The sequence below is a fragment of the Halobacillus litoralis genome (genome assembly GCF_004101865.1).
GTDB lineage: Bacteria > Bacillota > Bacilli > Bacillales > Halobacillaceae > Halobacillus > Halobacillus litoralis_A.
In genome coordinates, this window is the sequence record NZ_CP026118.1 from 2,872,347 (window position 1) to 2,896,527 (window position 24,181).

Annotated in this window: 28 protein-coding genes; 19 read left to right on the forward strand and 9 right to left on the reverse strand. The window is 44.3% G+C overall.

What is annotated here, in order from left to right; all coding sequences use genetic code 11:
* The first annotated feature begins 44 nt into the window (after positions 1-44).
* Complete coding sequence (locus HLI_RS14405; RefSeq protein WP_128525615.1) at positions 45-290, forward strand: hypothetical protein; 246 nt, start codon at positions 45-47, stop codon at positions 288-290.
* A gap of 38 nt (positions 291-328) precedes the next feature.
* On the forward strand, positions 329-562 hold the full coding sequence (locus HLI_RS14410) for a hypothetical protein (RefSeq protein ID WP_128525616.1): 234 nt from the start codon (positions 329-331) through the stop codon (positions 560-562).
* On the opposite strand, the gene HLI_RS14415 is transcribed toward HLI_RS14410, so the two are convergent.
* Genes HLI_RS14415 through HLI_RS14425 form a run of 3 tightly spaced genes read right to left on the reverse strand, consistent with a single transcriptional unit; the run spans position 547 to position 1,380 of the window.
* Positions 547-843 (reverse strand): hypothetical protein, encoded by a 297-nt coding sequence (locus HLI_RS14415; RefSeq protein ID WP_128525617.1) that lies wholly within the window; start codon positions 841-843, stop codon positions 547-549. The two genes, HLI_RS14410 and HLI_RS14415, sit on opposite strands and share 16 nt — an antisense overlap.
* Before the next feature lies 1 nt (position 844).
* Entirely contained in the window at positions 845-1,174 is a 330-nt protein-coding gene (locus tag HLI_RS14420; RefSeq protein WP_128525618.1) for a hypothetical protein, read from the reverse strand.
* A gap of 5 nt (positions 1,175-1,179) precedes the next feature.
* Entirely contained in the window at positions 1,180-1,380 is a 201-nt protein-coding gene (locus tag HLI_RS14425) for a hypothetical protein (RefSeq protein WP_128525619.1), read from the reverse strand.
* 43 nt (positions 1,381-1,423) lie between these two features.
* On the opposite strand from HLI_RS14425, the gene HLI_RS14430 reads away from it, so the two are divergent.
* A complete protein-coding gene (locus HLI_RS14430) occupies positions 1,424-1,879 on the forward strand; it encodes an Hsp20/alpha crystallin family protein (protein ID WP_128525620.1) in 456 nt (151 codons plus the stop codon).
* Here the strand turns inward: HLI_RS14430 and HLI_RS14435 are convergent.
* Entirely contained in the window at positions 1,866-2,306 is a 441-nt protein-coding gene (locus HLI_RS14435; RefSeq protein WP_128525621.1) for an Hsp20/alpha crystallin family protein, read from the reverse strand. The two genes, HLI_RS14430 and HLI_RS14435, sit on opposite strands and share 14 nt — an antisense overlap.
* A 359-nt stretch (positions 2,307-2,665) precedes the next feature.
* Between HLI_RS14435 and HLI_RS14440 the strand changes: the two genes are divergently transcribed.
* The 9 genes from HLI_RS14440 to HLI_RS14480 all read left to right on the forward strand — a co-directional run bounded on the left by HLI_RS14440 (position 2,666) and on the right by HLI_RS14480 (position 12,264).
* The gene (locus tag HLI_RS14440; RefSeq protein ID WP_128525622.1) at positions 2,666-3,979 is read left to right on the forward strand and encodes an ABC transporter substrate-binding protein; all 1,314 of its coding nucleotides are present in this window, start codon (positions 2,666-2,668) and stop codon (positions 3,977-3,979) included.
* 215 nt (positions 3,980-4,194) lie between these two features.
* Entirely contained in the window at positions 4,195-5,055 is an 861-nt protein-coding gene (locus HLI_RS14445) for a carbohydrate ABC transporter permease (protein ID WP_128525623.1), read from the forward strand.
* Positions 5,055-5,879 carry a carbohydrate ABC transporter permease gene (locus HLI_RS14450; protein ID WP_128525624.1) on the forward strand — a complete coding sequence of 275 codons (825 nt, stop codon included), beginning with the start codon at positions 5,055-5,057 and terminating at the stop codon, positions 5,877-5,879. Before HLI_RS14445 ends, HLI_RS14450 begins: the two co-directional genes overlap by 1 nt.
* Before the next feature lie 21 nt (positions 5,880-5,900).
* Positions 5,901-6,938 (forward strand): LacI family DNA-binding transcriptional regulator, encoded by a 1,038-nt coding sequence (locus HLI_RS14455; protein WP_128525625.1) that lies wholly within the window; start codon positions 5,901-5,903, stop codon positions 6,936-6,938.
* Positions 6,939-7,697: 759 nt separating this feature from the next.
* The gene (locus tag HLI_RS14460; RefSeq protein ID WP_128525626.1) at positions 7,698-8,420 is read left to right on the forward strand and encodes a ThuA domain-containing protein; all 723 of its coding nucleotides are present in this window, start codon (positions 7,698-7,700) and stop codon (positions 8,418-8,420) included.
* A gap of 14 nt (positions 8,421-8,434) precedes the next feature.
* The gene (locus tag HLI_RS14465; RefSeq protein WP_128525627.1) at positions 8,435-9,475 is read left to right on the forward strand and encodes a Gfo/Idh/MocA family protein; all 1,041 of its coding nucleotides are present in this window, start codon (positions 8,435-8,437) and stop codon (positions 9,473-9,475) included.
* Positions 9,472-10,512 carry a Gfo/Idh/MocA family protein gene (locus tag HLI_RS14470; protein WP_128525628.1) on the forward strand — a complete coding sequence of 347 codons (1,041 nt, stop codon included), beginning with the start codon at positions 9,472-9,474 and terminating at the stop codon, positions 10,510-10,512. Before HLI_RS14465 ends, HLI_RS14470 begins: the two co-directional genes overlap by 4 nt.
* 20 nt (positions 10,513-10,532) lie before the next feature.
* Positions 10,533-11,501 carry a sugar phosphate isomerase/epimerase family protein gene (locus tag HLI_RS14475; RefSeq protein WP_128525629.1) on the forward strand — a complete coding sequence of 323 codons (969 nt, stop codon included), beginning with the start codon at positions 10,533-10,535 and terminating at the stop codon, positions 11,499-11,501.
* Between the two features lie 67 nt (positions 11,502-11,568).
* The gene (locus HLI_RS14480) at positions 11,569-12,264 is read left to right on the forward strand and encodes a YesL family protein (protein WP_128525630.1); all 696 of its coding nucleotides are present in this window, start codon (positions 11,569-11,571) and stop codon (positions 12,262-12,264) included.
* 28 nt (positions 12,265-12,292) lie between these two features.
* On the opposite strand, the gene HLI_RS14485 is transcribed toward HLI_RS14480, so the two are convergent.
* The 4 genes from HLI_RS14485 to HLI_RS14500 are packed head-to-tail and all read right to left on the reverse strand — an operon-like array spanning position 12,293 to position 15,638.
* Positions 12,293-12,628 (reverse strand): EamA family transporter, encoded by a 336-nt coding sequence (locus tag HLI_RS14485; protein ID WP_347232248.1) that lies wholly within the window; start codon positions 12,626-12,628, stop codon positions 12,293-12,295.
* Positions 12,615-12,962: an EamA family transporter gene (locus HLI_RS14490; RefSeq protein WP_128525631.1), complete on the reverse strand. Its 348-nt coding sequence runs from the start codon at positions 12,960-12,962 to the stop codon at positions 12,615-12,617. The genes HLI_RS14485 and HLI_RS14490 overlap by 14 nt, the downstream gene beginning before the upstream one ends.
* Positions 12,955-14,703 (reverse strand): DUF6020 family protein, encoded by a 1,749-nt coding sequence (locus HLI_RS14495; RefSeq protein ID WP_128525632.1) that lies wholly within the window; start codon positions 14,701-14,703, stop codon positions 12,955-12,957. Before HLI_RS14495 ends, HLI_RS14490 begins: the two co-directional genes overlap by 8 nt.
* Positions 14,700-15,638, reverse strand: a complete 939-nt coding sequence (locus tag HLI_RS14500; RefSeq protein ID WP_128525633.1) for a glycosyltransferase family 2 protein — start codon at positions 15,636-15,638, stop codon at positions 14,700-14,702. Before HLI_RS14500 ends, HLI_RS14495 begins: the two co-directional genes overlap by 4 nt.
* A 204-nt stretch (positions 15,639-15,842) precedes the next feature.
* Here HLI_RS14500 and hutP point away from each other — a divergent pair, with 204 nt between their 5' ends.
* From hutP to HLI_RS14535, 7 genes are all read left to right on the forward strand, one after another.
* Positions 15,843-16,280: a histidine utilization transcription antiterminator HutP gene (hutP, locus tag HLI_RS14505; RefSeq protein ID WP_128525634.1), complete on the forward strand. Its 438-nt coding sequence runs from the start codon at positions 15,843-15,845 to the stop codon at positions 16,278-16,280.
* 118 nt (positions 16,281-16,398) lie between these two features.
* A complete protein-coding gene (hutH, locus tag HLI_RS14510) occupies positions 16,399-17,940 on the forward strand; it encodes a histidine ammonia-lyase (RefSeq protein ID WP_128525635.1) in 1,542 nt (513 codons plus the stop codon).
* Positions 17,924-19,588, forward strand: coding sequence for a urocanate hydratase (gene hutU, locus HLI_RS14515; protein WP_128525636.1), 1,665 nt, complete (start codon positions 17,924-17,926; stop codon positions 19,586-19,588). The genes hutH and hutU overlap by 17 nt, the downstream gene beginning before the upstream one ends.
* A complete protein-coding gene (gene hutI, locus HLI_RS14520) occupies positions 19,588-20,871 on the forward strand; it encodes an imidazolonepropionase (protein WP_128525637.1) in 1,284 nt (427 codons plus the stop codon). Before hutU ends, hutI begins: the two co-directional genes overlap by 1 nt.
* On the forward strand, positions 20,834-21,772 hold the full coding sequence (gene hutG / locus HLI_RS14525; protein WP_128525638.1) for a formimidoylglutamase: 939 nt from the start codon (positions 20,834-20,836) through the stop codon (positions 21,770-21,772). Before hutI ends, hutG begins: the two co-directional genes overlap by 38 nt.
* A gap of 153 nt (positions 21,773-21,925) precedes the next feature.
* Positions 21,926-22,336, forward strand: a complete 411-nt coding sequence (locus tag HLI_RS14530; protein WP_128525639.1) for a hypothetical protein — start codon at positions 21,926-21,928, stop codon at positions 22,334-22,336.
* 547 nt (positions 22,337-22,883) lie between these two features.
* On the forward strand, positions 22,884-23,063 hold the full coding sequence (locus HLI_RS14535) for a hypothetical protein (RefSeq protein ID WP_128525640.1): 180 nt from the start codon (positions 22,884-22,886) through the stop codon (positions 23,061-23,063).
* Positions 23,064-23,184: 121 nt separating this feature from the next.
* Here HLI_RS14535 and HLI_RS14540 read toward each other — a convergent pair whose 3' ends face one another.
* On the reverse strand, positions 23,185-24,120 hold the full coding sequence (locus tag HLI_RS14540) for an LCP family glycopolymer transferase (protein WP_128525641.1): 936 nt from the start codon (positions 24,118-24,120) through the stop codon (positions 23,185-23,187).
* Between the last annotated feature and the right edge of the window lie 61 nt (positions 24,121-24,181).

Genomic DNA, 24,181 nt, shown 5'->3' on the forward strand with positions numbered 1-24,181 from the left:
GTTTAAAGAATAGGATATCACAACAAAAGGTGAGGTGAACTTGAATGCCCGTATCCGTAGTGTTCAATCAGATTGCAGTGAATTCACTCAATGATAATGCGAGTATCTCAACTGGTCAAAATAATCAACCGGACTGGTCCTGGCAAGGAAAAAATAATAATGCAGCAGGTCTTACCGTCGGTTTTTTCATAGCGACTAATAATGTAAATACGATTTTTGACAATGATTTAGCAGATACACCTTTCTATAACCCTACGATAAATAACCCTCAGCCGAACATCCAATATTAGGGGGCGAGGACATCAATATACAGTTTGATTCCATATATGTGAATGTACTCAAGAACAACTCTGGTATTTTTGTCGGTCCCAATACCCAAAACCAGTGGGATACACATGAAAAGCATAATGCTGCGTTAGGAACCGTTGTGGGAGAAGCTAACATCTTGGCCTATAATATCAATGTCATCCATGATGAGGATATGGTAGATATGCCGATAAGGAAAGAAAACGGCGTCTCTAAACAAAAAAAGGAAAATGGAGGAGGTCATTCTTCTGATTGACCCTCGTTTTCCATTTTCCTTTTTATCATGGATTCTACCCAATCAGGGATGTCATGCTCTTTGTCTGTCATCATCATATCCAGGATAGCTGAATCACTCAGGATTGACCGCAACCCTTCAAGCGTATTCCCATCACCATGGACCGTACCGAATCCTTGATTTAACTTTTGGTGACTTTCAAATCCGTTCGGCACATTATTTCCCATATTCAAACAAGAAGCATTTTCGATCGTGCCGATTCGGATATTACCTATGAAGAAATTCGGAGATAATAAGGGCATATTAGTCCTCCTTTGATTTGAAGGTGAACTTGAACCCATCCTTCGTATTTTTTAACTCAGGAGGGGATGATGCTTTAGGTTTGACATGGACACCGAAGTTGTTCCCCATATTCAGTGCACCACTGAGTTCTTCAATATCCAGGTGATCTAATTGGAAAGTGAGCTGTTCAAGGGTGGGCTCATGGATATCCACTTGATCAAAGTGGAAATGATACTCAATGTTTTTCTCGTTTCCACTCATTTCTTGAATGGTTTTTTTAAGCTTTGTGATTTCTTTGTATAATTCATCAACGTTCACGGAAGGTTTCGGGCGTTTTTTGAAGAAGAACATACCGGTTATTCTCCCTGTGAATCCGGCTTCTTGATCACTAAGTGTCTATTTGCCTGGAGGGTATTTCGATCGCCGACAACTCTTCCATTCCCTTCAAATTTTGTTTGTTCAGCTTTGAATTTGGACTGGGCGTTAGTGCCTGAAAAGATACCTGATGAATTGGATACTCGATCGACGGATAAGTTCTCAAAGATGATTCGGCACATGATGTCACCTCCTATCACTAATGTATGAAAGGAAAAGGTAAGCATGAAAGACTTTATGAATTGGTTCAACCCATTAGGAAATAAAGGGGAGCAAGGAGAGGCGCCTTGGGGAAATACATTTTCTGACCCGATGGCTGATATGAAAAAGATGAATGATTTTGTGCAGAAGTCGATGGAAGAGGCTTTTTCGCCTTCACAAAAAGGAAATATTCCCTTTCAAATGGGGAAGAAAGAAACATCTGAACATAAAGTGATTGAATTAATGAATGAAGTGATTGTCAAAATACAAGTCCCTTTAGAAATAGATATCGAATCCATACGTCTTGCTGTCGGGAATGGAAAGTTATTTGCTGATGGGATATCTCAGGAAAGGGTAGCCATCGCTCTGCCGGTTCAAACAAGCCGTAGAAATATCCATGCTCAATATAATGATGGAGTAATCGAAGTCAGGCTTCCGAAAAAACATTCGGACGAAAAAGAAATTTTCATTCATTATTAGGGTCTAGTTGAACGATGATTTCATTGTTTTTATGCTGTTTATATATTGTGACGACAAGTAAGCCTTCATTGTATGAGGTAATGACATCTTCAAAGGAAAAGTGAAAAGGAATCGGTATGATCCGTTTGAACTTGCCGATCAACCTTTCATTGTGAAGTAATTTTTCCTGGGGTACCGGATATGGGTAGAGGATTTCGCCCTGAACAATGATTTGAGTGCCTTCCTGTGTCAAATGGAGGGGATGGTCCTTAGTGAGGCCGGGCAGTTCAATGACAATCACGGCCTGTTCTTCGGTTTCGAAAAAGTCATAAGAAGGACCTCTCTTTGGGATGACATGGTGCATGTCGTTCCAAAAATCTTCTCCTAATACCTTTTCGACATTCTCAGAGAAAGCCTCCCAGTCCAACTTAGCGCTTTTCTTTTTCATGATTTCTCACCTCATGATTTAAAAGTATGTGAGAAACCCTTTGTTCATGCATAGGGCGAGTTCGGCATGTGTTGAAAGCGCTATCTATTTATAGAATTATTTGAAAATGATGTTGTATTTGTCATATCTGCGTGTTATGATTTATTCAACTTCACTGATCAATGAATTTTATGCAAACGTATTCACTTGTAATTTATAGCTATTTTCCAACTCATTTATGTACAAGCTAATGAGTTTTTAAAATGTCAGTTGTGCAAACGTATGCGCATATATTTGCACAGGCGTATTAGAAACTCATTTTTTTAAAAGGTGGTATGTAAGCGGATTCATTGATTAATAAATTTATAGGAGTGGATGAGATGAAAAGAAACAAATTTTACTCGGGTATTGCGACAGCTTTGTTAGCTTCAACTGTTGCTCTTGCGGGATGTTCTTTCGGTTCTGATGAAAGCAGCGGTGATTCAGACACAGGTGGATCTTCAGGAGAAAGTGTAACAGTTGATGTTTTCCAATTCAAAGTCGAATTCAAAGAGCAATTTGAAGAATTGGTATCCAAGTATGAAGAAGAGAACCCTGATGTCAACATCAATGTGAAAACTGTCGGGGGAGGTAACGATTATGGTGCTTCCTTGAAGACATCCTTTTCATCCGGAGAAGAGCCGGACATCTTTAACGTTGGCGGACCGACAGACGTAGATGAATACGAAAGTTACTTAGCAGATTTATCAGATACAGCAGCTGCAGATGCCGCTTTGGAAGGTACACTGACAGGTGTTTCTCGTGACGACAAAGTTCTGGGACTTCCATTCAACCAGGAAGGATATGGATTGCTTTACAACAAGCAGGTTTTTGAAGAAGCAGGTATCAATCCTGATGAAATCACAACTTTTGAAGCGTTGGAAGAAGCTGTTCAAACATTGGATTCCCAAAAAGATGAACTGGGAATTGACGCACCATTCGCTTTCCCTGCCAAAGAAAAATGGGTAATGGGTAACCACCTGGCTAACGCTTATTTAGCAGATGAGTTCAACCATAGTGTGATGGAAGCATATGAAGCGGATACAGTAGAATTCGCTATGGGCGACCAGATGAAACGCTTCACAGATCTCCAAAATAAGTATTCTGTACAACCGACGTTGAGCCTTGACTATTCACAACAAGTTGAGGAGAATTTCTCTCTAGGTAAAGTCGCGTTGATTCAACAAGGAAACTGGGTGTATAACACGATCGAATCCATGGATCCTGAATTTGCTCAAAACAATGTAGGGCTTCTTCCTATTCCAGTTGAAGGTTATGAAGGAAGTATCCCTGTAGGCGTACCGAACTACTGGGTAGTAAACAAAGAATCTGGCGATGAAGTTGTACAAGCAAGTAAAGATTTCCTTGATTGGATGTACACTTCTGACACCGGTAAAAAATTCGTAACGGAAGAGTTCAAGTTCATTCCAGCTTACGAAGGTTATGAAGATCTTGAAATCGCAGATCCGATTTCCCAAGAGATTTATAACTATGCGAAAGAAGGAAATACACTTGGCTGGGTATTCTTAGGTGCTCCTACTGGATGGACGGAAGGTGCTCTGGGTGTAGCCATGCAAGAATACATCGCAGGTGACATCACTTGGGATGAGGTAGAACAAAAAGCTACACAAGCTTGGGAAGAGTCCCGTCAATAAATATAAGTTGGTACAGCAGCCAAGAGACCTGCAAGGGTTTCTTGGCGGGACTGGCCAAGACGCGATTGGTTTGGAAATTACAAAATATCTCCTCTATTAAGATATTTACATAGTCAGGTATGTTAATGGATGAGATGTTTTGTTTTAACCAGGTATGAAATCGATATCACACACTCACGGACTAAGTTCCGTATACAGTATTGGAGGAGTTGGACATGCAGAATCGCAGCTTAGCATTTTGGTTGTTTTTGACCCCTGTTATTCTCGGCTTGGGAATTGTTGTCGTCATCCCATTCTTTTATGGTCTTTTCTATTCATTCACCGATTGGAACGGGATAACGGCTGACGAATTTTTAGGTTTCGAAAATTACATCAACCTGTTCCAGGAAGATGAATTTATGAGTTCCATTTGGTTTACCGTGAAATTCGCTATCGTTACGGTCATTTTATTAAATATCATGGGGCTTGGTTTAGCTCTGTTAGTAACACGCAATATTAAGTCCAGCAACTTGCTGCGTACCGTATTTTTTATGCCGAACTTGATTGGTGGTCTGATTCTGGGCTTTATCTGGCAGTTCATTTTCATCAGTGTATTCGGGGATATTGCGGGTTTGACAGGTATTGAAGGCCTGAATGGCTGGTTGTCCACCACGAATACCGGTTTCTGGGGACTTGTCATTTTGACAGCTTGGCAAATGGCCGGTTACATTATGATCATTTACATTGCATACTTGGAAAACATTCCTAAAGAGTTGATTGAAGCAGCCAAAATTGATGGAGCAAGCAGTTTCCAACGTTTTAAAAACATTACGTTTCCTCTAGTGGCACCAGCATTCACTGTAAGTATGTTTTTGACGCTGTCTATGGCTTTCAAGATATATGATCAAAACTTATCGCTGACAAATGGTGGTCCGTTCAACTCCACACAGATGGTGGCAATGGAAATTGTGCGAACGGCATTCTCTGATAACCAAATGGCGTATGCCCAGGCGAAAGCCGTCATTTTCTTCCTGATTGTGGCTGTAATTGCAATGACCCAAGTGTATTACAACAAGAAGCGGGAGGTTGAGATGTAATGAAAAAGAACAATGAAAAGAGAAATCTGATTTCTATTGAAATTCTCGGCCTTCTGCTTGGCCTGATCTGGCTGGCTCCCTTTTACTTAATGATTGTGAATGCTTTCAAAACGAAACGCGACATTTTCAGCGGGGTGCTTGGGTTTCCAGAAGAACCTGTTTTCGCAAACTTTGTCGAAGCTTTCATCGATCTCGCGTTTCTGAAGTCTTTGTTCAACTCTGTGTTGATCACAGGTCTCAGCATCGCCATCATCATCCTGTTTTCTTCGATGGCTGGCTATGCACTGGCCAGGAACAAAAGTAAAATGAGCGGCATCATGTTTTTCATATTTGTCGCAGCAATGTTAATTCCGTTCCAATCTGTCATGATTCCGCTTGTTTCGATCTTCGGCCAAGCGAATATGTTGAATGCAGGTGGGCTGATCTTCATGTACTTAGGTTTTGGATGTAGTTTGTCGATCTTCCTTTATCACGGGGCGATGACAGGTGTATCCAAGTCAATGGATGAAGCGGCGATTATTGATGGAGCAAACCGCTTCCAGTTGTTCTGGTTTATTATTTTTCCATTGTTAAAGCCTATTTCTGTGACTGTCGGCATTTTGAATGTCATCTGGATTTGGAATGATTATTTACTTCCTTCCCTTGTACTGAGTGAATCGAATGCTACAATTCCATTGAAGATGTTTTACTTCTTCGGCCAATACACGAAGCAGTGGCATTTAGCACTGGCAGGCTTGACCATCGCCATTCTTCCGGTTATCATCGGATACTTCTTTGCACAGAAACAAATTATCAATGGCGTATCAGAAGGAGCTGTTAAATAAGTACGGAGGGAGTAGATCAACGTGTCTGTAACGATTAAAGACGTTGCCAAGAAGGCGGACGTCGCTCCATCTACGGTCTCTCGTGTCATTTCGGACAGCCCGCGGATCAGCGAAAAGACGAAACGGAAAGTTAGGAAAGTGATGGATGAACTCGGCTACCACCTTAACTACAATGGGCGGGTGCTGGTGAGCCAATCCACGCAGACGATTGGTATCGTCACAAAAGTTTCATCCGTGCATTCTTTTGAAAATCCGTTTTTTTCAGAATTGTTGAGGGGAATCAGTGATGCTTGTCATGAAAGTGATTACAGCATCTATTTGACGACTGGGAATACAGAGGAAGCCATTTACCAGGAAGTTGTAAAGATGGTTCAAGGCAAGAGGGTTGATGGAGTCATCGTCCTCTATTCCCGGCAAGATGACAAAGTCGTCCCTTATTTGCGGGAATGTGAATTTCCTTTTGTCATGGTCGGCAAACCAGTTGATCGTGCCAGTGAAACGATGTTCGTCGACAACGACAATATTCAAGCCAGTAAAGATGTGACGGAGTATATGATTGCACTTGGCCATGAAAAAATCGGGTTCATTGGTGGAGATTCACATTATGAAGTGGCACGGGACCGCTTAGAAGGATTCAGACTAGCCTTATCAAACCATAATCTCAAAGTGAATGAAGAATTACGGAAAAACATACATCCCGGAAAAGTAGATGCAGATGAAGTGGTGAAGGAATTGATGGACTTACCTGATCCACCGACAGGGTTAGTGATTACAGATGATTACAATGCCTTGCTTGTCATGCGTGCTTTGGCAGCAAGAGGTGTGAAGCTGCCCGAGGACATGAGCATCGTCGGTTTCAACAATACGATGATCGCACAACTGTCCAACCCTCCGCTGACTACTGTTGATACACAGTCCATTCAACTTGGGCATGAGTCCGCTCGGAATTTGATCGATTTACTTAATCGGCCGGATATGATCAAGAAAAGCGTCATTATCCCGACAGTGATCGTCGAAAGAGAATCCTGCAAAGAACGGTGGATTTACCGACAAGAGTAGTGTTTTTTTAGATTAGGCTCTGTTAAATTCCAGTGGTTGATTTTTTGATATAAGCTCCCTATCGTTTAAGACTCAGTTTCGAGATATCTGGAAGTGCGAATGGGGGATGGGAAGCTACTCGCTTTCCGCGGGGAAGGCGGCAAGCCTCCTCGGGAAACCCTGTGGGGTCTCGCCAGCCTATCCTTTCCCGCAGGAGTCTCGCAGCTTCCCATCCCCCATTACCTCAATGAGTAAGTCGAAACTGCCGGATAGCATACAATTCGATTTCGAGATGCTTAATATGGCTAAGGGGCGGAGGGAAACGGTGAGACTCCTAACTTGAAAGCGGAAGTGCCTTGATCAGCGGCGTATGGACTGGACTGAGCTGGAGGAGATAAAGGAAACACGAAGAGCATAGCGATTCGATGTTGACTTATCGTACAGAAGCGAGGGAAGTCTCACTAGCCGCTAGACACTGGAGCTGGATAGCACTTGTGCGGTTTAAGATCTCCAACCAAAATTCAGCCTCCAATGGTTTAAGAACTGGGATTAGCGTGACAGGTGAGACCCCGCAAGGCGAAGCCTGAGGAGGCTCAGCGCGCGCCCCACGGAAAGCGATCCGTTTCCTGCAGCCCCTAAAAGCTCCATAACATCTCGGAATCGAGTCTTACGCAATCCTGCCATATAACTGAATAACTCTCATATGAAAGATCAGCAACAACCTTTAACAAAGCCTTAGAATCAAAGGAAAGTAATTTAAAAAAGGAAAGAGGAATGAACATGAATGTACTCGTATGGAATGAAAACCGTCATGAAAAAGAAAACCAGGTCGTTGGAGATATTTATCCTGAAGGGATCCACGGGGCTATTGCTGAATTCTTAGGAGAAGATCACGGAAATGTCAAAACAGCGACATTAGATGAAAAAGAACATGGTCTCACAGACGAAGTGCTTGCTGACACGGATGTCCTCGTATGGTGGGGACATAAGGCACATGACGAAGTGGAAGATGATATCGCTGAAAAGGTGAAGCAGCGTGTCCTTGACGGAATGGGACTTGTGGTCCTTCACTCGGCGCATTTCTCAAAACCGTTCAAAAAGCTGATGGGTACCTCCTGTGATTTGAAGTGGCGTGAAGCAGACGAGAAAGAACGGATTTGGGTCGTCGAACCGACACACCCGATAACAGAAGGAATCGGCGAATTTATTGAAATTGAAAAAGAAGAAATGTATGGCGAGCACTTCGATATCCCGACACCGGATGAATTGATTTTCCTCAGCTGGTTTGAGGGGGGGGAAGTTTTCCGGAGTGGTGCTACCTTCCGACGCGGGAGAGGGAAAGTCTTTTATTTCCGCCCTGGACATGAAACATATCCGACTTATTACAACAAGGAAGTGCAAACAGTCATTAGAAATGGTGTGAAATGGGTGAACAACACCGAAACACCTACACCTGTCTATGGGAATGCTCAACCTTTAGAAGAAATTTCAAATAAATCGTAAAGGAGCTTTTCAAAATGACAAAACTTAAAATTGCTGTAATCGGTTGTGGAAGCATTGCTCAAAATCGTCACTTGTTAGAATATGAGGCTAGTGATCATGTGGAAATCACAGCCGTTTGCGATATCGTGGAAGAACGCGCACGAGAAATTGCTCAAAAATACGAAGCAAAATCCTACACAAGCTATGAAGAACTTTTAGATCAAGAGACTATAGATGCTGTGAGTGTTTGTTTGCCGAACTATTTGCACGCACCTGTGTCGATTGCTGCTCTGAACGCTGGATGCCATGTCCTTTGTGAAAAGCCGATGGCCACTTCTAAAGAGGAAGCGGAAGAAATGATCCAGGCAGCTGAAAAGAATGGCCGGAAATTGATGATTGCCCACAATCAGCGGTTCGTACCGTCTCATGTAAAAGCAAAAGAACTGATTGAAACCGGTTCTCTCGGAAAAGTGTACAGTTTCCGTACGGCATTCGGCCATGGGGGTCCGGAAGGTTGGAGTGCTGAAGGAGAAGATAGCTGGTTTTTCAAAAAAGATCAGGCATTCATCGGTGCCATGGGGGATCTCGGAGTACATAAAGCAGATTTGCTTCGTTACATCCTCGGTGAAGAATTCGTCGATGTTGCAGGTTTTATTGAAAACAATGCGAAAGATAAGATCACGGTTGATGATAACGCGGTTTGTATTCTCCGTTCAGAGTCCGGAGTTGTAGGTACGATGGCGGCAAGCTGGGCATATAACCCGCAAGAAGACAACTCGACCGTCATTTATGGAGAGAAAGGAACATTGCGTTTAGAAGATGATCCAGTTTACTCTCTTGTCGCTCAATATACGAATGGAGACACGGTCAATTATCAATTAGGAAAGATCCAGTCGAATGAAGATGGCGGGCAGAGTGACTCCGGTGTCATCGATCATTTTGTTGACAGCATTCTTAATGACAAAGAACCATTGATTACAGGACAGGAAGGATTGAAGTCCTTAGAAGTCATTCTTGGCGCGCTTCGTTCTGGTGAAACGAGACAGATCAGCAGCCTGGAGAGGGTTTCTAAATGAGTCGGTTAAGAATGGGAATGATCGGAGTAGGGGGAATTGCCCAGGGGAGGCATATTCCCTCTTTCCTTGAATTAAAAGATAAAGTCGTTTTGAGTGCAGTGCAGGATGTGAACGAAGAGCGGGCGAAAGAAGTGGCTGAGAAATATAACATCCCACAAGTATTCAGTGAGTACGAAGAAATGTTCAAAGAAGTGGATGCAGTCACTATCTGTACTCCGAATAAGTTTCACGCAGAAATCTCGATCGCTGCGCTCGAGGCAGGTGTCCATGTTTTATGCGAAAAACCGATGGCGATTACAACAGCGGAGTGTGAAGCCATGATGGAAGCGGCCAGGAGAAATAACCGCCTGCTTTCAATTGCTTATCACTACCGTTACACACCAGAAGCTCAGCTTGCGAAAAAGGCGGTGCTGAATAATGAAATCGGTGATCCGTTAGTAACGAGAGTGCAAGCGATGCGGAGGCGGAAGGTCCCTGGCTGGGGTGTTTTCACTAATAAAGACTTGCAAGGTGGTGGCAGCTTGATCGATTTCGGTTGTCATTTACTTGATTTAGCGTTATGGCTGCTGGATGATCCGAAACCTGTAGAAGTGATGGGGAAAACATACGACCGGTTGAGTAAAACGCCAGGACAAGTCAATGATTGGGGGCCCTTCGATCACGAAACCTTCAATGTGGATGATCACGTAACGAGTTACATTACCTTTGAAAACGGGGAGTCCATGCAGTTCGAATGTTCATGGGCGGCCAATATCAAAGAAGATCATACCTCATTGACCATATCTGGTGTGGACGGTGGAGTCAGTGTCTATCCCTTTGAACTCTATCAAGCGAAATATGGAGCGCTTCTTGATAGTACGGCAAAAATCAGAGAAGGTGAGCCAAGTCCTGGGCTTATCCAGGCGGGCAACTTCGTGGATAGTTGTTTAGGAGAAGACGAACTGATCGTTAAACCAGAGCAGGCGCTCAAAGTGACGAAGTTGATGGAAGCCATTTATGAAAGCAGTCAAAAAGGTTCAAGTGTGAAATTTAACTAAAAAAGAGCGGAGGAATTCAAATGAAATTAGGCGTATTTACCGTTTTGTTCTCTGATCAGTCTTTTGAAGAAATGCTGGACCATGCTAAAGCATCCGGATTGAAAGCTGTAGAAATCGGCACAGGGGGCTATCCGGGGAATGCTCACTGTAATGTAGACGAATTGTTGGAAAGTGAAGCGAAGCGTGAGGAATATTTGGGGAAAGTTCAGGAACGCGGCTTGACTATCAGTGCTTTCAGCTGTCACGGGAACCCGATTTCCCCTGATCAAACGTTCGCTCAAGAATCTCATGATGCATTCGTCAAATCCGTAAAGCTGGCCAATTTGATGGGTGTTCCAGTCGTAAATACATTCTCTGGCACCCCTGGTGGTCATGAAAACGACACAGCACCAAACTGGCCGGTGACTCCATGGCCGCCGGAATATTCGGATGTGTTAGAATGGCAATGGAATGAGAAATTGATTCCATATTGGAAAGAACAAGGGGAATTTGCTGAAGAATATGGTGTTAAAATCGGCCTTGAATTGCATGCAGGCTTCCTTGTACATACACCATACACGATGCTGAAACTGCGCGAAGCTACGAGTGACAGCATTGGTGCAAACTTAGACCCGAGTCATCTATGGTGGCAGGGAATCGAGCCTGTGGCAGCTATCAAGATTTTGGGTAAAGAAAATGCCATCCACCATTTCCACGCGAAAGACACGTATATCGACCAGGATAATGTGAATATGTACGGACTTACAGATATGCAGAACTATGCAAATGTCCAAACACGGGCATGGAGTTTCCGCTCAGTCGGGTATGGACACGGAATACAGGAATGGTCGAATATCATCAGTGCACTAAGGACCTACGGCTATGATCATGTCGTAAGTATCGAGCACGAAGACCCGATCATGTCTATTAATGAAGGATTCAACCAGGCGGTCAAAAACCTGAAAGCCGTATTGATTGAAGAGCCAGCGGCAGAAATGTGGTGGGCTTAAGCAGCCAGTTGAGAGAACCCCTTTGCAACTTGGAAAGGGGTTCTCTTCAAAGAGGAAGGGGAAAACTATGAATCAAACATCAGGAATCAAAGGTGGTCTTTATGCTGTAAGTGAATGGATCATGAGATTTTCGCTCACAAATCTGCAATGGGCATTGTTCAATTTGCCGGTTGCACTTCTATTGTTGAGCTTATTGAACATCAGCAGGACGAGCGATCTCTGGTACTTGCTTCCACCACTAGCTATCCTCACCCCTTTCATCTTCTTTCCTGCTACCACGGCGATGTTTGCGAAAGCACGTGAATGGGTGAGAAAAGATCACAAGGAAACACCTGACCAATCTTTTTTCAGTTACTACAAAGAGAATTATGCAGGAAGCCTCAAAGGTGGGCTTGTATTGACAGTGTTGTGGGGGATTTTAATCGCTGATATCTCCTATTTCTCAACAAGCAGTCCACTGCTCATGAACATCTTCTTCGTTCTGGGGATTCTTTTGTTCGTATTCACCATCAATTTCTTCTCAGTGAAGGTCCACTTTGCTATGAGTGTGAGGGATGTGCTGAAGCAGGCTTTTTTGATTACTTTTGTCAGCCCGATCCTATTTCTGACTGTGAGCATCAGTTGTGGATTCATCCTGATGATCAGCCTTTATATTTTTCCTTTGATCATCCCGATCTTCTCTGGCAGCATCATCGCCTTTCTGTCTTTTTCAGCGTTCTACCGCTTATATCTAAAAATGAATGATAAGGAAAAAAATGGATGACCTGAGGAAGAGGTCATCCATTTTTTTCTTATAGGATCAGCAGGAATGAACCTGCGATGATGAAAGTGACGCCGATCACTTTCTTGAACGTGATGATTTCTTGCAGAAAGAAATACGATAACAACAATGTCCACACATATGTGATAGATGTAAGAGGGAAAACGATGGTGTAAGGGAGATAATTGAGTGTAATGATATTCAATATCGCCCCTGCACCATAGAAACTTCCGCCTATGAACAAATGTTTAATGAAAAAGCCGTTGAGGGCAAATCCATGAGTCGTAGCCTTCTTGAAAAAATACCCGCCGATGGCACCGAATAAAGTGAAGAGAGCGACAACCAGAATCCATTTAATTGTCACCACCTCCGATCAATGCAGCTCCTACGATAATGAGAAAGGTTCCTATCAGATTACTCTCCGTAATCGTTTCCTGCAGGATGATGCTTCCGAAGAAAAGTGCGAAAACATAACCGATACTCAGGAGTGGATGGAGCACGGATAGGCTTCCGAATCGGAAAGAAACAATCATCAGAACAGCGCCAAGTGAATAAAGGAAGAAGCCGAGCAGGAGATAAAAGTTGATCTCTCCGCCGGACATTTTCCAAAACATTTGCCCAAGAGCGGTTTGCAAAGCAGCCAGTACCATTAGAGAGATGCCTAAACCGTTGTCTTTGATCGACCGGGTGAATTTATTCATGTTGGACCTTCTTCTTATTAGAGTCAAATTTAATGAACATGACACCGACCATTATAAACGCTACTAAGACGTTTGCGAATTGGTAGCGGAAATCCTGCGCAGGTGTAGCCAGCAGCATGGTACCTGTATTAAGCAGTACAGGTAAAATGATGAGTAAAGCTTTCGCTCCGTTCCTTATTGTTAGTACAGTGCCGGCAAGAAGGATAATGGCTGTATAGAAAGCCGGGCGTAATAATGGTTCCAATAAATACGTTTTAATTTTTTCTAAATAACTATTAACAACCTTGTACACACCTGAATGCAGAGGATCTGTTTTCAGGTCGTAATCATTGTACAAATAAACATTGCGGGCATAGGTACTTGTGTAACCATCTTCAGGTTGATTGATCTGCCATATGATTGACGTCTGGTCTAAATATGCTTCTACGGCTAGACCGAAGTTATTAGAAACGACTGAGGCCCATGTTTTCAGATAATATCCAAAGTCATCAAAGATAACATCCTTATCATATTTTCCGGAAAATTTTATCGGATTTGTTATATAAGGATCATAATTTTCTTCCCATAATTCCAAAGGGAAAATATCGTCCAGATAAGCCCTTTGCTCCTGGGTGAGATCCCCATCTTCTGAAATGATATGAGCGAACTGCTGAGTAGGAATACTCAATGCCTCATTCGGATCTGTACCGCGTACTTCCATATAATTGAATAAAGGCCCTGTAATGAGGAAGTAGCAGGTGACGACGAATAATACTGTAACAAAAAGTCTCAAAAGATAAGCTCGATAAACAATTAATAATAAGACGGCCATGACTGCGAATATCGGTAGTCCATTACTCCGCATTAAGGCTATCGCCAATGCATTGATCGCTAATATCATCAAGTGCCAAGGAGAGTGCAGCCATCGGCCATTGGTAGATACGATATTATAAATCAATATTGTGAAAAGGAAGATGAAGCCACTGAAGAATATGTCCTTCCATATCGCGATTGGGAAAATCCCGTTCAAAGGGTAAGCGGAAAATAGCAAAACACCGATCCATACCCATGTAGTGGACAGACCACTTTTTTCTAAGCGATAAGCCCCGTATCCCCCAAATAAAGCTAAAATGACGATCTGAGACAAAGCTACAATCGCAGGAGTCTTCCATATGGAAGTGAGAAGCATGATGTACCACGTGTACACTACAGGATGCCAATTACTGAAATCATAGGTATGAATCTGCTCCCAATGCAGAAGTGAATCTGGTGTCATTGTACCTGGATAGTAAGCGATTAAGTAGATAAGCCAGCCAAGAATAGGGGGGATAGCATATACGAGGACCTTCCATTTCGAAACCTCATGCTCTCCCCCTGCTGCTGACATGTTGGATAAAAAGAAAATCAGCCATGAAACACAGAGGAACAATACAAGGAATGACCCTGCTAAAGTAAAGAGACCAAACAGAAAAGGAGGCTCTATAATAGGAGTAGAGGAATCCCTTAAGCTGATCAGCAGAACGAATGAAAAAACTGCTGAAAAGCTGGATATTGATTTTCTTTTAATAAAACGGGTGAAATCCGCCTGGTTTTTGTTGATGGAAAATAACATAAAGAGACCCACAACGAAAAAAAATACGAAAGTGAAAGTGATGATGATCGGTGATGTTTCACTTATGCTTTGATAAAGGGAAATGAGTGCAACCGTACTCCACAAACTGAAACCGAGACTGGAAAGTAAAAAAATCATAGTTCGGTTCATTTAAAATCGTCCTTCATATCTTGTTTGATTTTATTCAATTCCCATTCAAACTGTTTCTTGAAGTTTGCAGCTACGGTATCTAGAATCAATCCACAGCCGAAAGATAACACGGATAGAATAACGAGCCCTACGGCAAGAATCGCTGAAGGAACTTTTGTAATAAATCCAGTGTTTGCGAATTCCACAAGGACAGGGATTCCTGCTGCTAATCCCAATACCAATAGAATGATCGACCAGAAAGAGAAGAATAACATCGGTTTATATTCTTTGAATAAAGTGAAGATTTTGTTCAACACTTTATAACCATCACTGAAGGTGTTGAGCTTGGATTCGCTTCCTTCAGGGCGGTCTTGATAGTCGATCGGAATTTCCTTGATAGAAAATCTTTTATCAAGCGTGTGGATCGTCATTTCTGTTTCAATCTCAAACCCTGGGCTCATCACTGGCATGGATTTGACGAACAGCCGGTCAAATGCACGGTAGCCGGTCATGATGTCTTTTAAATCACTTTTATAAAGGAAGTTGATGAGTCCGCGGACGAGGTTATTCCCAAGGTTATGGAATTTTCTCTTATTCTCTTCTACATACGTCCCGTTGGATAACCGGTCCCCGATGACGATGTTCGCTTCCTGGCGTCTCAATGGCTCTAACAATTGATGGACAAATTTGGCCGGGTAAGTACGGTCGCCATCAGCCATGACATAGTAATCCGCATCAATATCTCTGAACATTGAGCGTACAACGTGTCCTTTTCCCTGGCGCATTTCTTTTTTCACAATCGCCCCATGCTCGGCAGCGACTTCTGATGTACGATCTTTTGAATTATTGTCATAAACATAAATGTCTGCTTCTGGTAATTCTTTTCTGAAATCTTCTATAACTTCACCAATGGTTTGTTCCTCATTATAACAAGGTAAAAGAACAGCTATCCTCACATGAAGACTCTCCTTTAAATATAAGTTAAAAAAATACTACAACTTAAACAATATAGCAAATTTTGCTATAAAATTCTACATTTGCCTTCCTTATTATTAAAATATATCGCCTCTCTATTCAGAAAAGGAATTGCAGTCTTTAAGGAAAGCGGTTACAATTTAGTTAGTGAATAGTGATTAGCTGGACGGAAATGTGGTGGAACAATGACGCAAACGGTTAAAATCGGAAAACTTGCTATGCTTTTGGCATCACTCTCAGAAGAAGAGTTGCTTCCATTTGCTTCCTCCCTGGAAAAAGTGGAATATTGCCAGGGCAAAGCAGGTTCTATGGAAATACAGAAAGTGATCGCTGCCGTAGAAACAGCAGCAAAGCGGAATGAACTTATTTCAGAAGATGTCTACAGAGAAACCCACGCCTTATATCATGCGATTTTAGAATCCTTAGAGGGTGTGATGAGGGGGCAGTTAGGCGTTGGCGATATGATGAGGACGGTCGGACTCCGGTTCGCTGTCGTCCGCGGGGAACCTTATGATCGCCCTGGAGAAGGCGAGTGGATTGCCGTCGCTTTTTACGGGACGATCGGTGCACCGGTGAAAGGTTTGGAACACGAGACATTTGGACTTGGTATTAATCATATATAAAGTATAGGTGGCCTATAGTCATGAGTTATGAGGAGGCGACAATGGTATTTCCCATGCCATTGTCGTCTCTTTTTTTAGAATATCCACCATGATCTTTTCATAAGAAAGGGGGATGTGGATGATTGAATTGACGGGAAGTGACCTTACCATTGAGCAGATGAAAGCTATTTGTTTTGAACAGGAACCTGTCACATTGTCCGAACAGAGTCTTATTGACGTAAGGGCAAGCAGAGAGACAGTTGAAGAGATCGTGCAAAAAGGGCATACAGTTTATGGCATTAACACAGGATTCGGCAAGTTGAGTGATGTAAGGGTAAGAAGTGAGGATGTCAATGACTTGCAGCATCATTTAATCCGTTCTCACGCCTGTGGAGTCGGCGAACCTTTTCCTGAAATCGTCAGCAGGGCGATGGTTGTTCTGCGCTTGAATGCTCTTATGAAGGGTCTTTCAGGGGTGCGGGAAGTGGTTGTGAAACGCCTGAAGGATTTGATCAACCTGGGGATCCATCCGAGAATCCCATCACAGGGTTCATTGGGAGCATCGGGCGATTTGGCGCCATTGGCTCATTTAGCTCTTGTGTTGATGGGTGAGGGCAAGGTTTTTTACAAAGGGGATACTTACGAGACGAAAGAGGTGTATGAACAGCTTTCGATACCACCACTGCCTTTGAAAGCTAAAGAAGGGTTAGCGTTGATCAACGGGACTCAGGCGATGACGGCTGTAGGTGTGATCAATATGATCGAAGCAAAACAACTCGCATTGCAGTGTGATTGGATTTCCGCGATGACCCTTGAAGCGTTGGAAGGAATACGCGACGCTTTTCATCCGAGTATCCATGAAGCCCGGGGATATCCCGAACAAATGGAAGTGGCAGCACGCATCCGCCGCTTGATCCATGGAAGTCAGCTCGTTACGTATCAAGGGGAAAAAAGGGTGCAGGATGCCTATTCCCTCCGCTGTATTCCACAAGTACACGGAGCGACATGGCAGACACTCCACTATGTCAGGGAAAAGTTGACGATTGAAATGAATGCAGCTACAGATAACCCACTTATTTTAGAAGATGGAAAAGTGGTCGTGTCTGGCGGCAACTTCCACGGTCAGCCGATTGCCCTGGCTATGGATTTTTTGAAAATAGCGATGAGTGAATTAGCCAATATTTCAGAACGGAGGGTCGAACGGCTCGTCAATCCGCAGCTGAACGATTTCCCGGCTTTTCTAAGTGTGAATCCAGGGCTGCAATCCGGCTTGATGATCGTCCAATATGTCGCGGCTTCACTCGTTTCTGAAAATAAAACGCTCGCCCACCCGGCAAGCGTCGATTCGATTCCATCATCAGCCAACCAGGAAGATCATGTAAGTATGGGGACGATTGGAGCGAGGCATGCTTCCAGCGTCATTGGAAACAGCTATAAGGTTTTGGCGATTGAACTGATTTGCAGCATGCAGGCATTAGAATTCCGAGGTGTGGAACGTGCTTCCCCATTGGCGAGGCAATTATGGGAAGCCGCCAGGACCGTGGTGCCTGAAATCACCGAAGATCGGGTTTTTTCAACAGATATAGAAAATTTGGCCGCATGGTTGAAAGGTGATTTTTTTGATTGGAAGAAATGGAGTTCTGTTCACGAAGGAGGAAGTTCATATGTCGACAACGCGTAATGTGAAAGCGAAAACTGGGATGGAGCTTGAATGCAAAGGATGGGAACAGGAAGCTGTTCTGCGCATGCTTTGCAACAACCTGGATCCATCCGTAGCGGAAAAACCTGAAGATCTGGTCGTTTATGGAGGAATTGGAAAAGCAGCTCGCAGCTGGGAGGCTTTTGATGCGCTTGTTTCAACATTGAAGCGGTTGGAAAAAGACGAAACAATGCTTGTCCAATCGGGAAAGCCTGTCGGTGTTTTCAAGACGCATGAGGCAGCGCCACGTGTGCTTTTATCCAATTCTGTCTTAGTTCCGAAGTGGGCGAACTGGCAGCATTTCCACGAACTGGACCGCAAAGGCTTGATGATGTATGGCCAGATGACTGCTGGAAGTTGGATTTATATCGGCTCCCAAGGGATTTTACAAGGAACGTATGAAACTTTTGCATCTCTTGCTGACAAACATTTCGGTGGTTCGTTGCGAAGTACCATCACATTGACAGCTGGACTCGGCGGCATGGGTGGTGCTCAACCATTAGCGATCACTATGAACGGAGGAGTCGCACTTGCCGCGGAAGTTGATAAGGAGAAAATCAAGAAACGCATCGATTCCGGCTATTGTGACCGGATGACCACCTCGATTGATGAAGCGTTATTATGGGCGACAGAAGCGAAGAACAAAGGAGAAGCGTTATCCATCGGTTTACTGGGGAATGCGGCTGAAATTCACGAGCAATTATTGCAAAGAGGAATAGACATCGATATTGTCACAGACCAAACTTCCGCGCATGACCCATTGAACGGATATATTCCAACAGGATACTCATTGGAAGAAGCGGAAAAGTTGAGAGTAGAGAACCCTGACCGCTATGTTGAAATCGCATCACAGTCGATGGCTGCCCACGTAGAATCCATGCTCGGCTTTCAAAAGAATGGGGCGGTTGTTTTTGATTATGGGAACAACATCCGTCAAGTCGCTTATGACGAAGGTGTGAAGCATGCCTTTGATTTTCCCGGATTCGTTCCTGCCTATATAAGACCGCTTTTTTGTGAAGGAAAAGGACCTTTCCGCTGGGTCGCCTTGTCAGGAGATGCGGAAGATATCTATCGGACGGATGAATTGATCAAAGAACTTTTTCCAGACAACGACAAGCTCTTGCGCTGGATTGATATGGCACAGGATAAGGTGCAATTCCAAGGGCTTCCATCGAGGATTTGCTGGCTCGGTTATGGGGAGCGGGTGAAGATGGGGCATGCGATCAATGAGCTTGTGAGAAAAGGAGAGTTGAGCGCACCCGTCGTCATCGGCCGGGATCATTTGGATTGTGGATCTGTCGCCTCCCCGAACAGGGAAACAGAAGCGATGAAGGATGGAAGTGATGCGGTAGGGGATTGGGCTGTGCTGAATGCTTTGATTAACACGGCTGCCGGTGGCTCCTGGATTTCTTTCCATCACGGAGGCGGTGTCGGTATGGGGTATTCTCTGCATGCCGGTATGGTTGCGGTTGCTGATGGTACCAAGCTTGCCGAAGAACGGTTGGAACGCGTATTGACCACGGACCCTGGGATGGGGATTTTACGCCACGCGGACGCCGGCTATGAAAAGGCTGAAGAACAAGCAGAGCTGCACAATATCGATATCCCGATGGGAAGGAGGCATCCATAATGAGCTATGATACGCTTTTATACAATATTGGCGAGTTGATTTTACCTGCTCCCGGACCGTTGAAGGGGGAAGGTATGAAGCAGTTGAAAATCAAAGAGAATGCTGCCGTCGCAGTCAAGGACGGAAAAGTCGCCTGGATCGGTTCTCATGAAGAAAGCATACAGCAGCAAGCAGAAACAAAGGTCGATGCTGGAGGCAAAGTCGTGTCCCCAGGCTTGGTCGACCCGCACACACATCTTGTTTTTGGCGGTTCGCGTGAGAATGAGCTCGCATTGAAGCAAGCAGGTGTGCCTTACTTAGAAATTTTGAAAAAAGGAGGAGGCATCCTTTCGACTGTTCAGGCTACAAGGGAAGAGTCGGAAGATGAACTTTTTGAAAAAGCCGGCCGGACACTGCAACGGATGGCTGCGTATGGGGTGACGACACTTGAAGCAAAAAGCGGATATGGCTTAGACCGCGAAAATGAGCTTAAACAGCTGAGAGTCGTCCAGCGTTTGCGTGATCAAGGGTCTCTCGATATTGTTTCGACGTTCCTCGGACCACACGCCATCCCGCCAGAATATAAACAGGATCCGGATGGTTTCCTTGACGAGATGGTGAAGCTGCTCGCTGAAATCCGTTCAGAAAATCTTGCTGAATATACCGATATCTTTTGTGAAACAGGTGTATTCACGGTTGAACAATCGCGGCGGTTCATGAAAGCATCACAGGAGCTGGGATTCCGAACGAAAATCCATGCTGATGAGATCGATTCGCTTGGGGGAACCGAACTTGCGGTAGACATGGGGGCAGCTTCTGCTGATCATTTGGTCGCTGCTTCTGACGAAGGGATCTCCAAGCTGGCAGAAGGACAGACGGTTGCGGTGCTGCTGCCGGGGACCACCTTTTACTTAGGGAAAAATGAATATGCGAAAGCAAGGAAAATGATTGATCAGGGAGCGGCGGTCACGTTGGCTACCGACTTCAACCCGGGCAGCTGTGTCACAGACAATCTGCAAATGATCATGTCTCTAGCTGCCTTGAAAATGAAAATGACACCTGAGGAGATATGGAACGCGGTGACGGTGAATGCCGCCCATGCAATCGGAAAAAGCGACAAGGCAGGAACACTTGAAATCGGGTCCGCAGCCGATCTCGTCCTGTGGGATGTACCGAACTATCAATACATTCCGTATCATTACGGCGTCAATCATGCACTAGCAGTGTGGAAGCATGGCCGGAAAATTTGGGGAAGGAGGGACGCTGATGTCTTTTCGGTACCTCAACCCGAAAGAGAATACTAAATTCAAAGACCGGCACACAATCAAAGTGGAGGACCGAAAGCAATGGTACGAAAAAGGAAAGAAAGCCGATGTGGGTATCATCGGTCTCCCTTTTTCCAAAACATCGATTTCCTATTCGACCGCTTCTGAAGCCCCTTCGACTATTCGCAATGCCCTTGGATCATACACGACCTATTCAGGGGAGAAGGATGAAGATTACAGTAATGTAACGATGTTGGATTATGGAGATGTGCCCATCCATCCGACGGATACAGAGGAAACACTGAAACGGCTCCAGGTCAGTGTGATGGAAATGCTTGAAACAGAAGCCTGCGAAAAGTCGATCATCCTGGGTGGTGATCATGGCATCAGCTTCCCTTCCATTTCCGCGTTTCAACAAAAGTATGGCCGAGTTGGTGTCATACAGTGGGATGCCCATCATGATTTGAGGAATTTGGAAGATGGGGGCAGAACGAATGGGACCCCTTTCCGCAGCTTGCTTGAGGCGGGTGTGATAAAAGGAGAGAATTTAGTCCAGGTGGGCATCAGGGACTTCTCAAATGCCAAAGCCTATGCCGAATATGCCAAAGAGCATGGGGTTCATGTCCACACGATGCAGGATGTAGAGGAGAAAGGGATTCGATCGATAGTATCTGAAGAGATAGCGAGATTGAAAGAATCAGTAGATATGATTTATCTTTCTGTTGATATGGACGCCGTCGACCAAGCTTTCGCCCCCGGCTGTCCAGCGATCGGGCCAGGAGGGTTAACTGCTGGAGAATTGCTGACGAGCGTTGCGCTTGCGGCAAAAGAACCCCTTGTCAAAGCGATGGATATCGTTGAAGTGGATCCAGGCAAAGACGTCAGGGATATGACCAGCCGCCTCGCCGCCCACGTCATGCTCAGGTTTATGTATACGTAATATGGAAATTAAACCCACCTCAGGTCATCCAAATATTGGATGACCTGAGGTGGGTGTTTTTGGAAATAGATAGGCAGGGATGAGGGAATATGGTAAAGTGTTTTTAAGTAATGTTCGTTTAGCTTGTAAGATAGGAGATTGAGTAAATAAGCGATGAAAGAAATTATTATATTATTAGCTGATGTAGTTAACGTTTGGCATGATGTCATCCAGAAGTTCTCCCGGATGATGGGGTGGGACTTTTCTGATAAGGATCTGCATTTTTGGGTGATTGGGATCCTGGGATTCGGCGGTCTTATTTTCGTGGATATTTTATTTCATGCCTTAGCGAGAATGAGCATTACAGCCATATCGTTCCTGTTCACATTTGCCATGGTGCTCGTTTTTGTGTTTGCGGTGGAAATTCAGCAAAAAATCACCGGCAGCGGCAACATGGAATTCGGAGATGCCCTCGCGAGTATACTCGGGTTTTTCTTATTTTGCGGCATTTACTTTGTTTTCCGGCTTATCGGTAAAGGCATTAAATTATATAGACAGAAAAATGAAGATGAAACCGCCGCTTAAGTGGCGGTTTTGTTGTGTGAAAAACGATTTGATCAAACGTCCGTTTAAATTAGGCTTTGTTAAGGTTGTTGATTTTTCATATGAGAGTTATTCATTTATGTGGCAGGATTGCGTAAGACTCGATTCCGAGATGTTATGGAGTTTTTAGGGGCTGCAGGAAACGGATCGCTTTCCGTGGGGCGCGCGCTGAGCCTCCTCAGGCTTCGCCTTTCGGGGTCTCACCTGTCACGCTAATCCCACAGGAGTCTCACCGTTTCCCTCCGCCCCTTAGCCATATCAAGCATCTCGAAATCGAATTGTATGCTATCCGACTGTTTAATGAAAAAAGAGGTGAGAAAACCTTCTGTAGAGTCTTTTCATTATAGATCCCTGTGCTGTTCTTCCGGCAGTTTCGACATACTTATTGATGTAATGGGGGATGGGAAGCGAGTAGCTTGAAAAAGTAGGGTGTTTCCCTTTATTTAGGAGTTTTTTTCAGTGACCTCAAGTATGTTAATGAAAATCACTCTTTTTAGATATGCCTCGTTGCTTCCACGAGGAGCGTTCGGTGGTGACGCCTGCGGGAACAGCGCGAGCCGAAGATCCACTTGGTCAAGTGATCTTCTTGACCAAGTTAGCTGAGGCCGTGCCCGCGGCAAGCATCCACCGACAAGCGATGCGTGAGAAGCAACAACAAACTGTTAACAGTTCTTCTAGATGGAAAAGGGTTTTTCAGTGGCCTCAGTAGCTTCCAAGACCCCATTCGCACTTCCAGATATTTCGAAACTGAGTCATATTCAAAAGGGAGCTTATATCAAAAAATCCACACTGAAAAGCCCTTCTCTTTTTTAGAGAAGGACTGAAAACAGTTATTCAGATCCGAAATCAACGATCATATCGTGAGTGTTTTGTACTTCTTCCTCGGACATGAAAATCAAGTACATGCCGTTCACCATTCTTCCATCACCTTCCATTTGATAGGTGGAAGAGTTTTTGCGGGCACTGCTGTAATTCGTGGCAAGTCTTCTCATGTCTCCGAATTGCATGTTCGTACTCACGTTGTCTCCGAGCACGTCCATGACATCACCGACTTTGTTGACAACATCGAGCCGTGCACCTTTATCGATGATTCCCTGAATGACCTGACGTTGGCGTTCATTACGTCCGATGTCTCCTTGTGGGTCATTCTTTCTCATGCGAACGAAGGCCAGCGCTTCACGGCCATCCAGTTCAATTTCACCTTTTTCAAAATCAAAACTGCCGGAGCTGAATGCGCGATCGTTTTGAACCGTCACACCATCGACAGCGTCAACGACTTGTGAAAGACCTTCCATGTTGACGCGTATATAATAATCCAGGTTAATATCCAGGAAGTTTTCCACTGTATCGACCGCCATATCACTTCCACCATAGGCATAAGCGTGGTTGATGCGGGTCGTGCGTCCGTCCCCGGCGATTTCTACACGTGTATCTCGTGGAATACTGACCATTTGCATTTGGTCATTGTTAGGATCCAGGGTCATGACGATCATCGTGTCTGAACGACCGACATCGTTTTCCCGCTCGTCCACCCCGAGCAATAGAATATTGATCGGTTCTTTTTGATCGACCTTTTCTTTCGTTTCATCTGTATCGATAGAGGAGACGTCCTCATGCAGGTCCTGATTGACGGTTGTACGCACATCATTAATGATCGTAAATAAATAAATGCCTCCGATTAATAACACTAAACCTATGACGACAAGGAGGATTTTCCAACCTCTTCTTTTGCGCCGCTTTTTCTTCTTTACTTCTCTTCGACCCATTCCCCCACCTCTTTTATAAAAAGTTCCTTCTTTATTATACGTTTTTTGTAGATTTATGTAA

Coding starts and splice junctions, on each gene's coding strand:
- HLI_RS14405 (WP_128525615.1), top strand. CDS start 45: ATGCCCGTATCCGTAGTGTTCAATCAGATTGCAGTGAATTCACTCAAT.
- HLI_RS14415 (WP_128525617.1), bottom strand. CDS start 843: ATGCCCTTATTATCTCCGAATTTCTTCATAGGTAATATCCGAATCGGC.
- HLI_RS14420 (WP_128525618.1), bottom strand. CDS start 1,174: ATGTTCTTCTTCAAAAAACGCCCGAAACCTTCCGTGAACGTTGATGAA.
- HLI_RS14425 (WP_128525619.1), bottom strand. CDS start 1,380: ATGTGCCGAATCATCTTTGAGAACTTATCCGTCGATCGAGTATCCAAT.
- HLI_RS14430 (WP_128525620.1), top strand. CDS start 1,424: ATGAAAGACTTTATGAATTGGTTCAACCCATTAGGAAATAAAGGGGAG.
- HLI_RS14435 (WP_128525621.1), bottom strand. CDS start 2,306: ATGAAAAAGAAAAGCGCTAAGTTGGACTGGGAGGCTTTCTCTGAGAAT.
- HLI_RS14440 (WP_128525622.1), top strand. CDS start 2,666: ATGAAAAGAAACAAATTTTACTCGGGTATTGCGACAGCTTTGTTAGCT.
- HLI_RS14445 (WP_128525623.1), top strand. CDS start 4,195: ATGCAGAATCGCAGCTTAGCATTTTGGTTGTTTTTGACCCCTGTTATT.
- HLI_RS14450 (WP_128525624.1), top strand. CDS start 5,055: ATGAAAAAGAACAATGAAAAGAGAAATCTGATTTCTATTGAAATTCTC.
- HLI_RS14460 (WP_128525626.1), top strand. CDS start 7,698: ATGAATGTACTCGTATGGAATGAAAACCGTCATGAAAAAGAAAACCAG.
- HLI_RS14465 (WP_128525627.1), top strand. CDS start 8,435: ATGACAAAACTTAAAATTGCTGTAATCGGTTGTGGAAGCATTGCTCAA.
- HLI_RS14470 (WP_128525628.1), top strand. CDS start 9,472: ATGAGTCGGTTAAGAATGGGAATGATCGGAGTAGGGGGAATTGCCCAG.
- HLI_RS14475 (WP_128525629.1), top strand. CDS start 10,533: ATGAAATTAGGCGTATTTACCGTTTTGTTCTCTGATCAGTCTTTTGAA.
- HLI_RS14480 (WP_128525630.1), top strand. CDS start 11,569: ATGAATCAAACATCAGGAATCAAAGGTGGTCTTTATGCTGTAAGTGAA.
- HLI_RS14490 (WP_128525631.1), bottom strand. CDS start 12,962: ATGAATAAATTCACCCGGTCGATCAAAGACAACGGTTTAGGCATCTCT.
- HLI_RS14495 (WP_128525632.1), bottom strand. CDS start 14,703: ATGAACCGAACTATGATTTTTTTACTTTCCAGTCTCGGTTTCAGTTTG.
- hutP (WP_128525634.1), top strand. CDS start 15,843: ATGACGCAAACGGTTAAAATCGGAAAACTTGCTATGCTTTTGGCATCA.
- hutH (WP_128525635.1), top strand. CDS start 16,399: ATGATTGAATTGACGGGAAGTGACCTTACCATTGAGCAGATGAAAGCT.
- hutU (WP_128525636.1), top strand. CDS start 17,924: ATGTCGACAACGCGTAATGTGAAAGCGAAAACTGGGATGGAGCTTGAA.
- hutI (WP_128525637.1), top strand. CDS start 19,588: ATGAGCTATGATACGCTTTTATACAATATTGGCGAGTTGATTTTACCT.
- hutG (WP_128525638.1), top strand. CDS start 20,834: ATGTCTTTTCGGTACCTCAACCCGAAAGAGAATACTAAATTCAAAGAC.
- HLI_RS14530 (WP_128525639.1), top strand. CDS start 21,926: ATGAAAGAAATTATTATATTATTAGCTGATGTAGTTAACGTTTGGCAT.
- HLI_RS14540 (WP_128525641.1), bottom strand. CDS start 24,120: ATGGGTCGAAGAGAAGTAAAGAAGAAAAAGCGGCGCAAAAGAAGAGGT.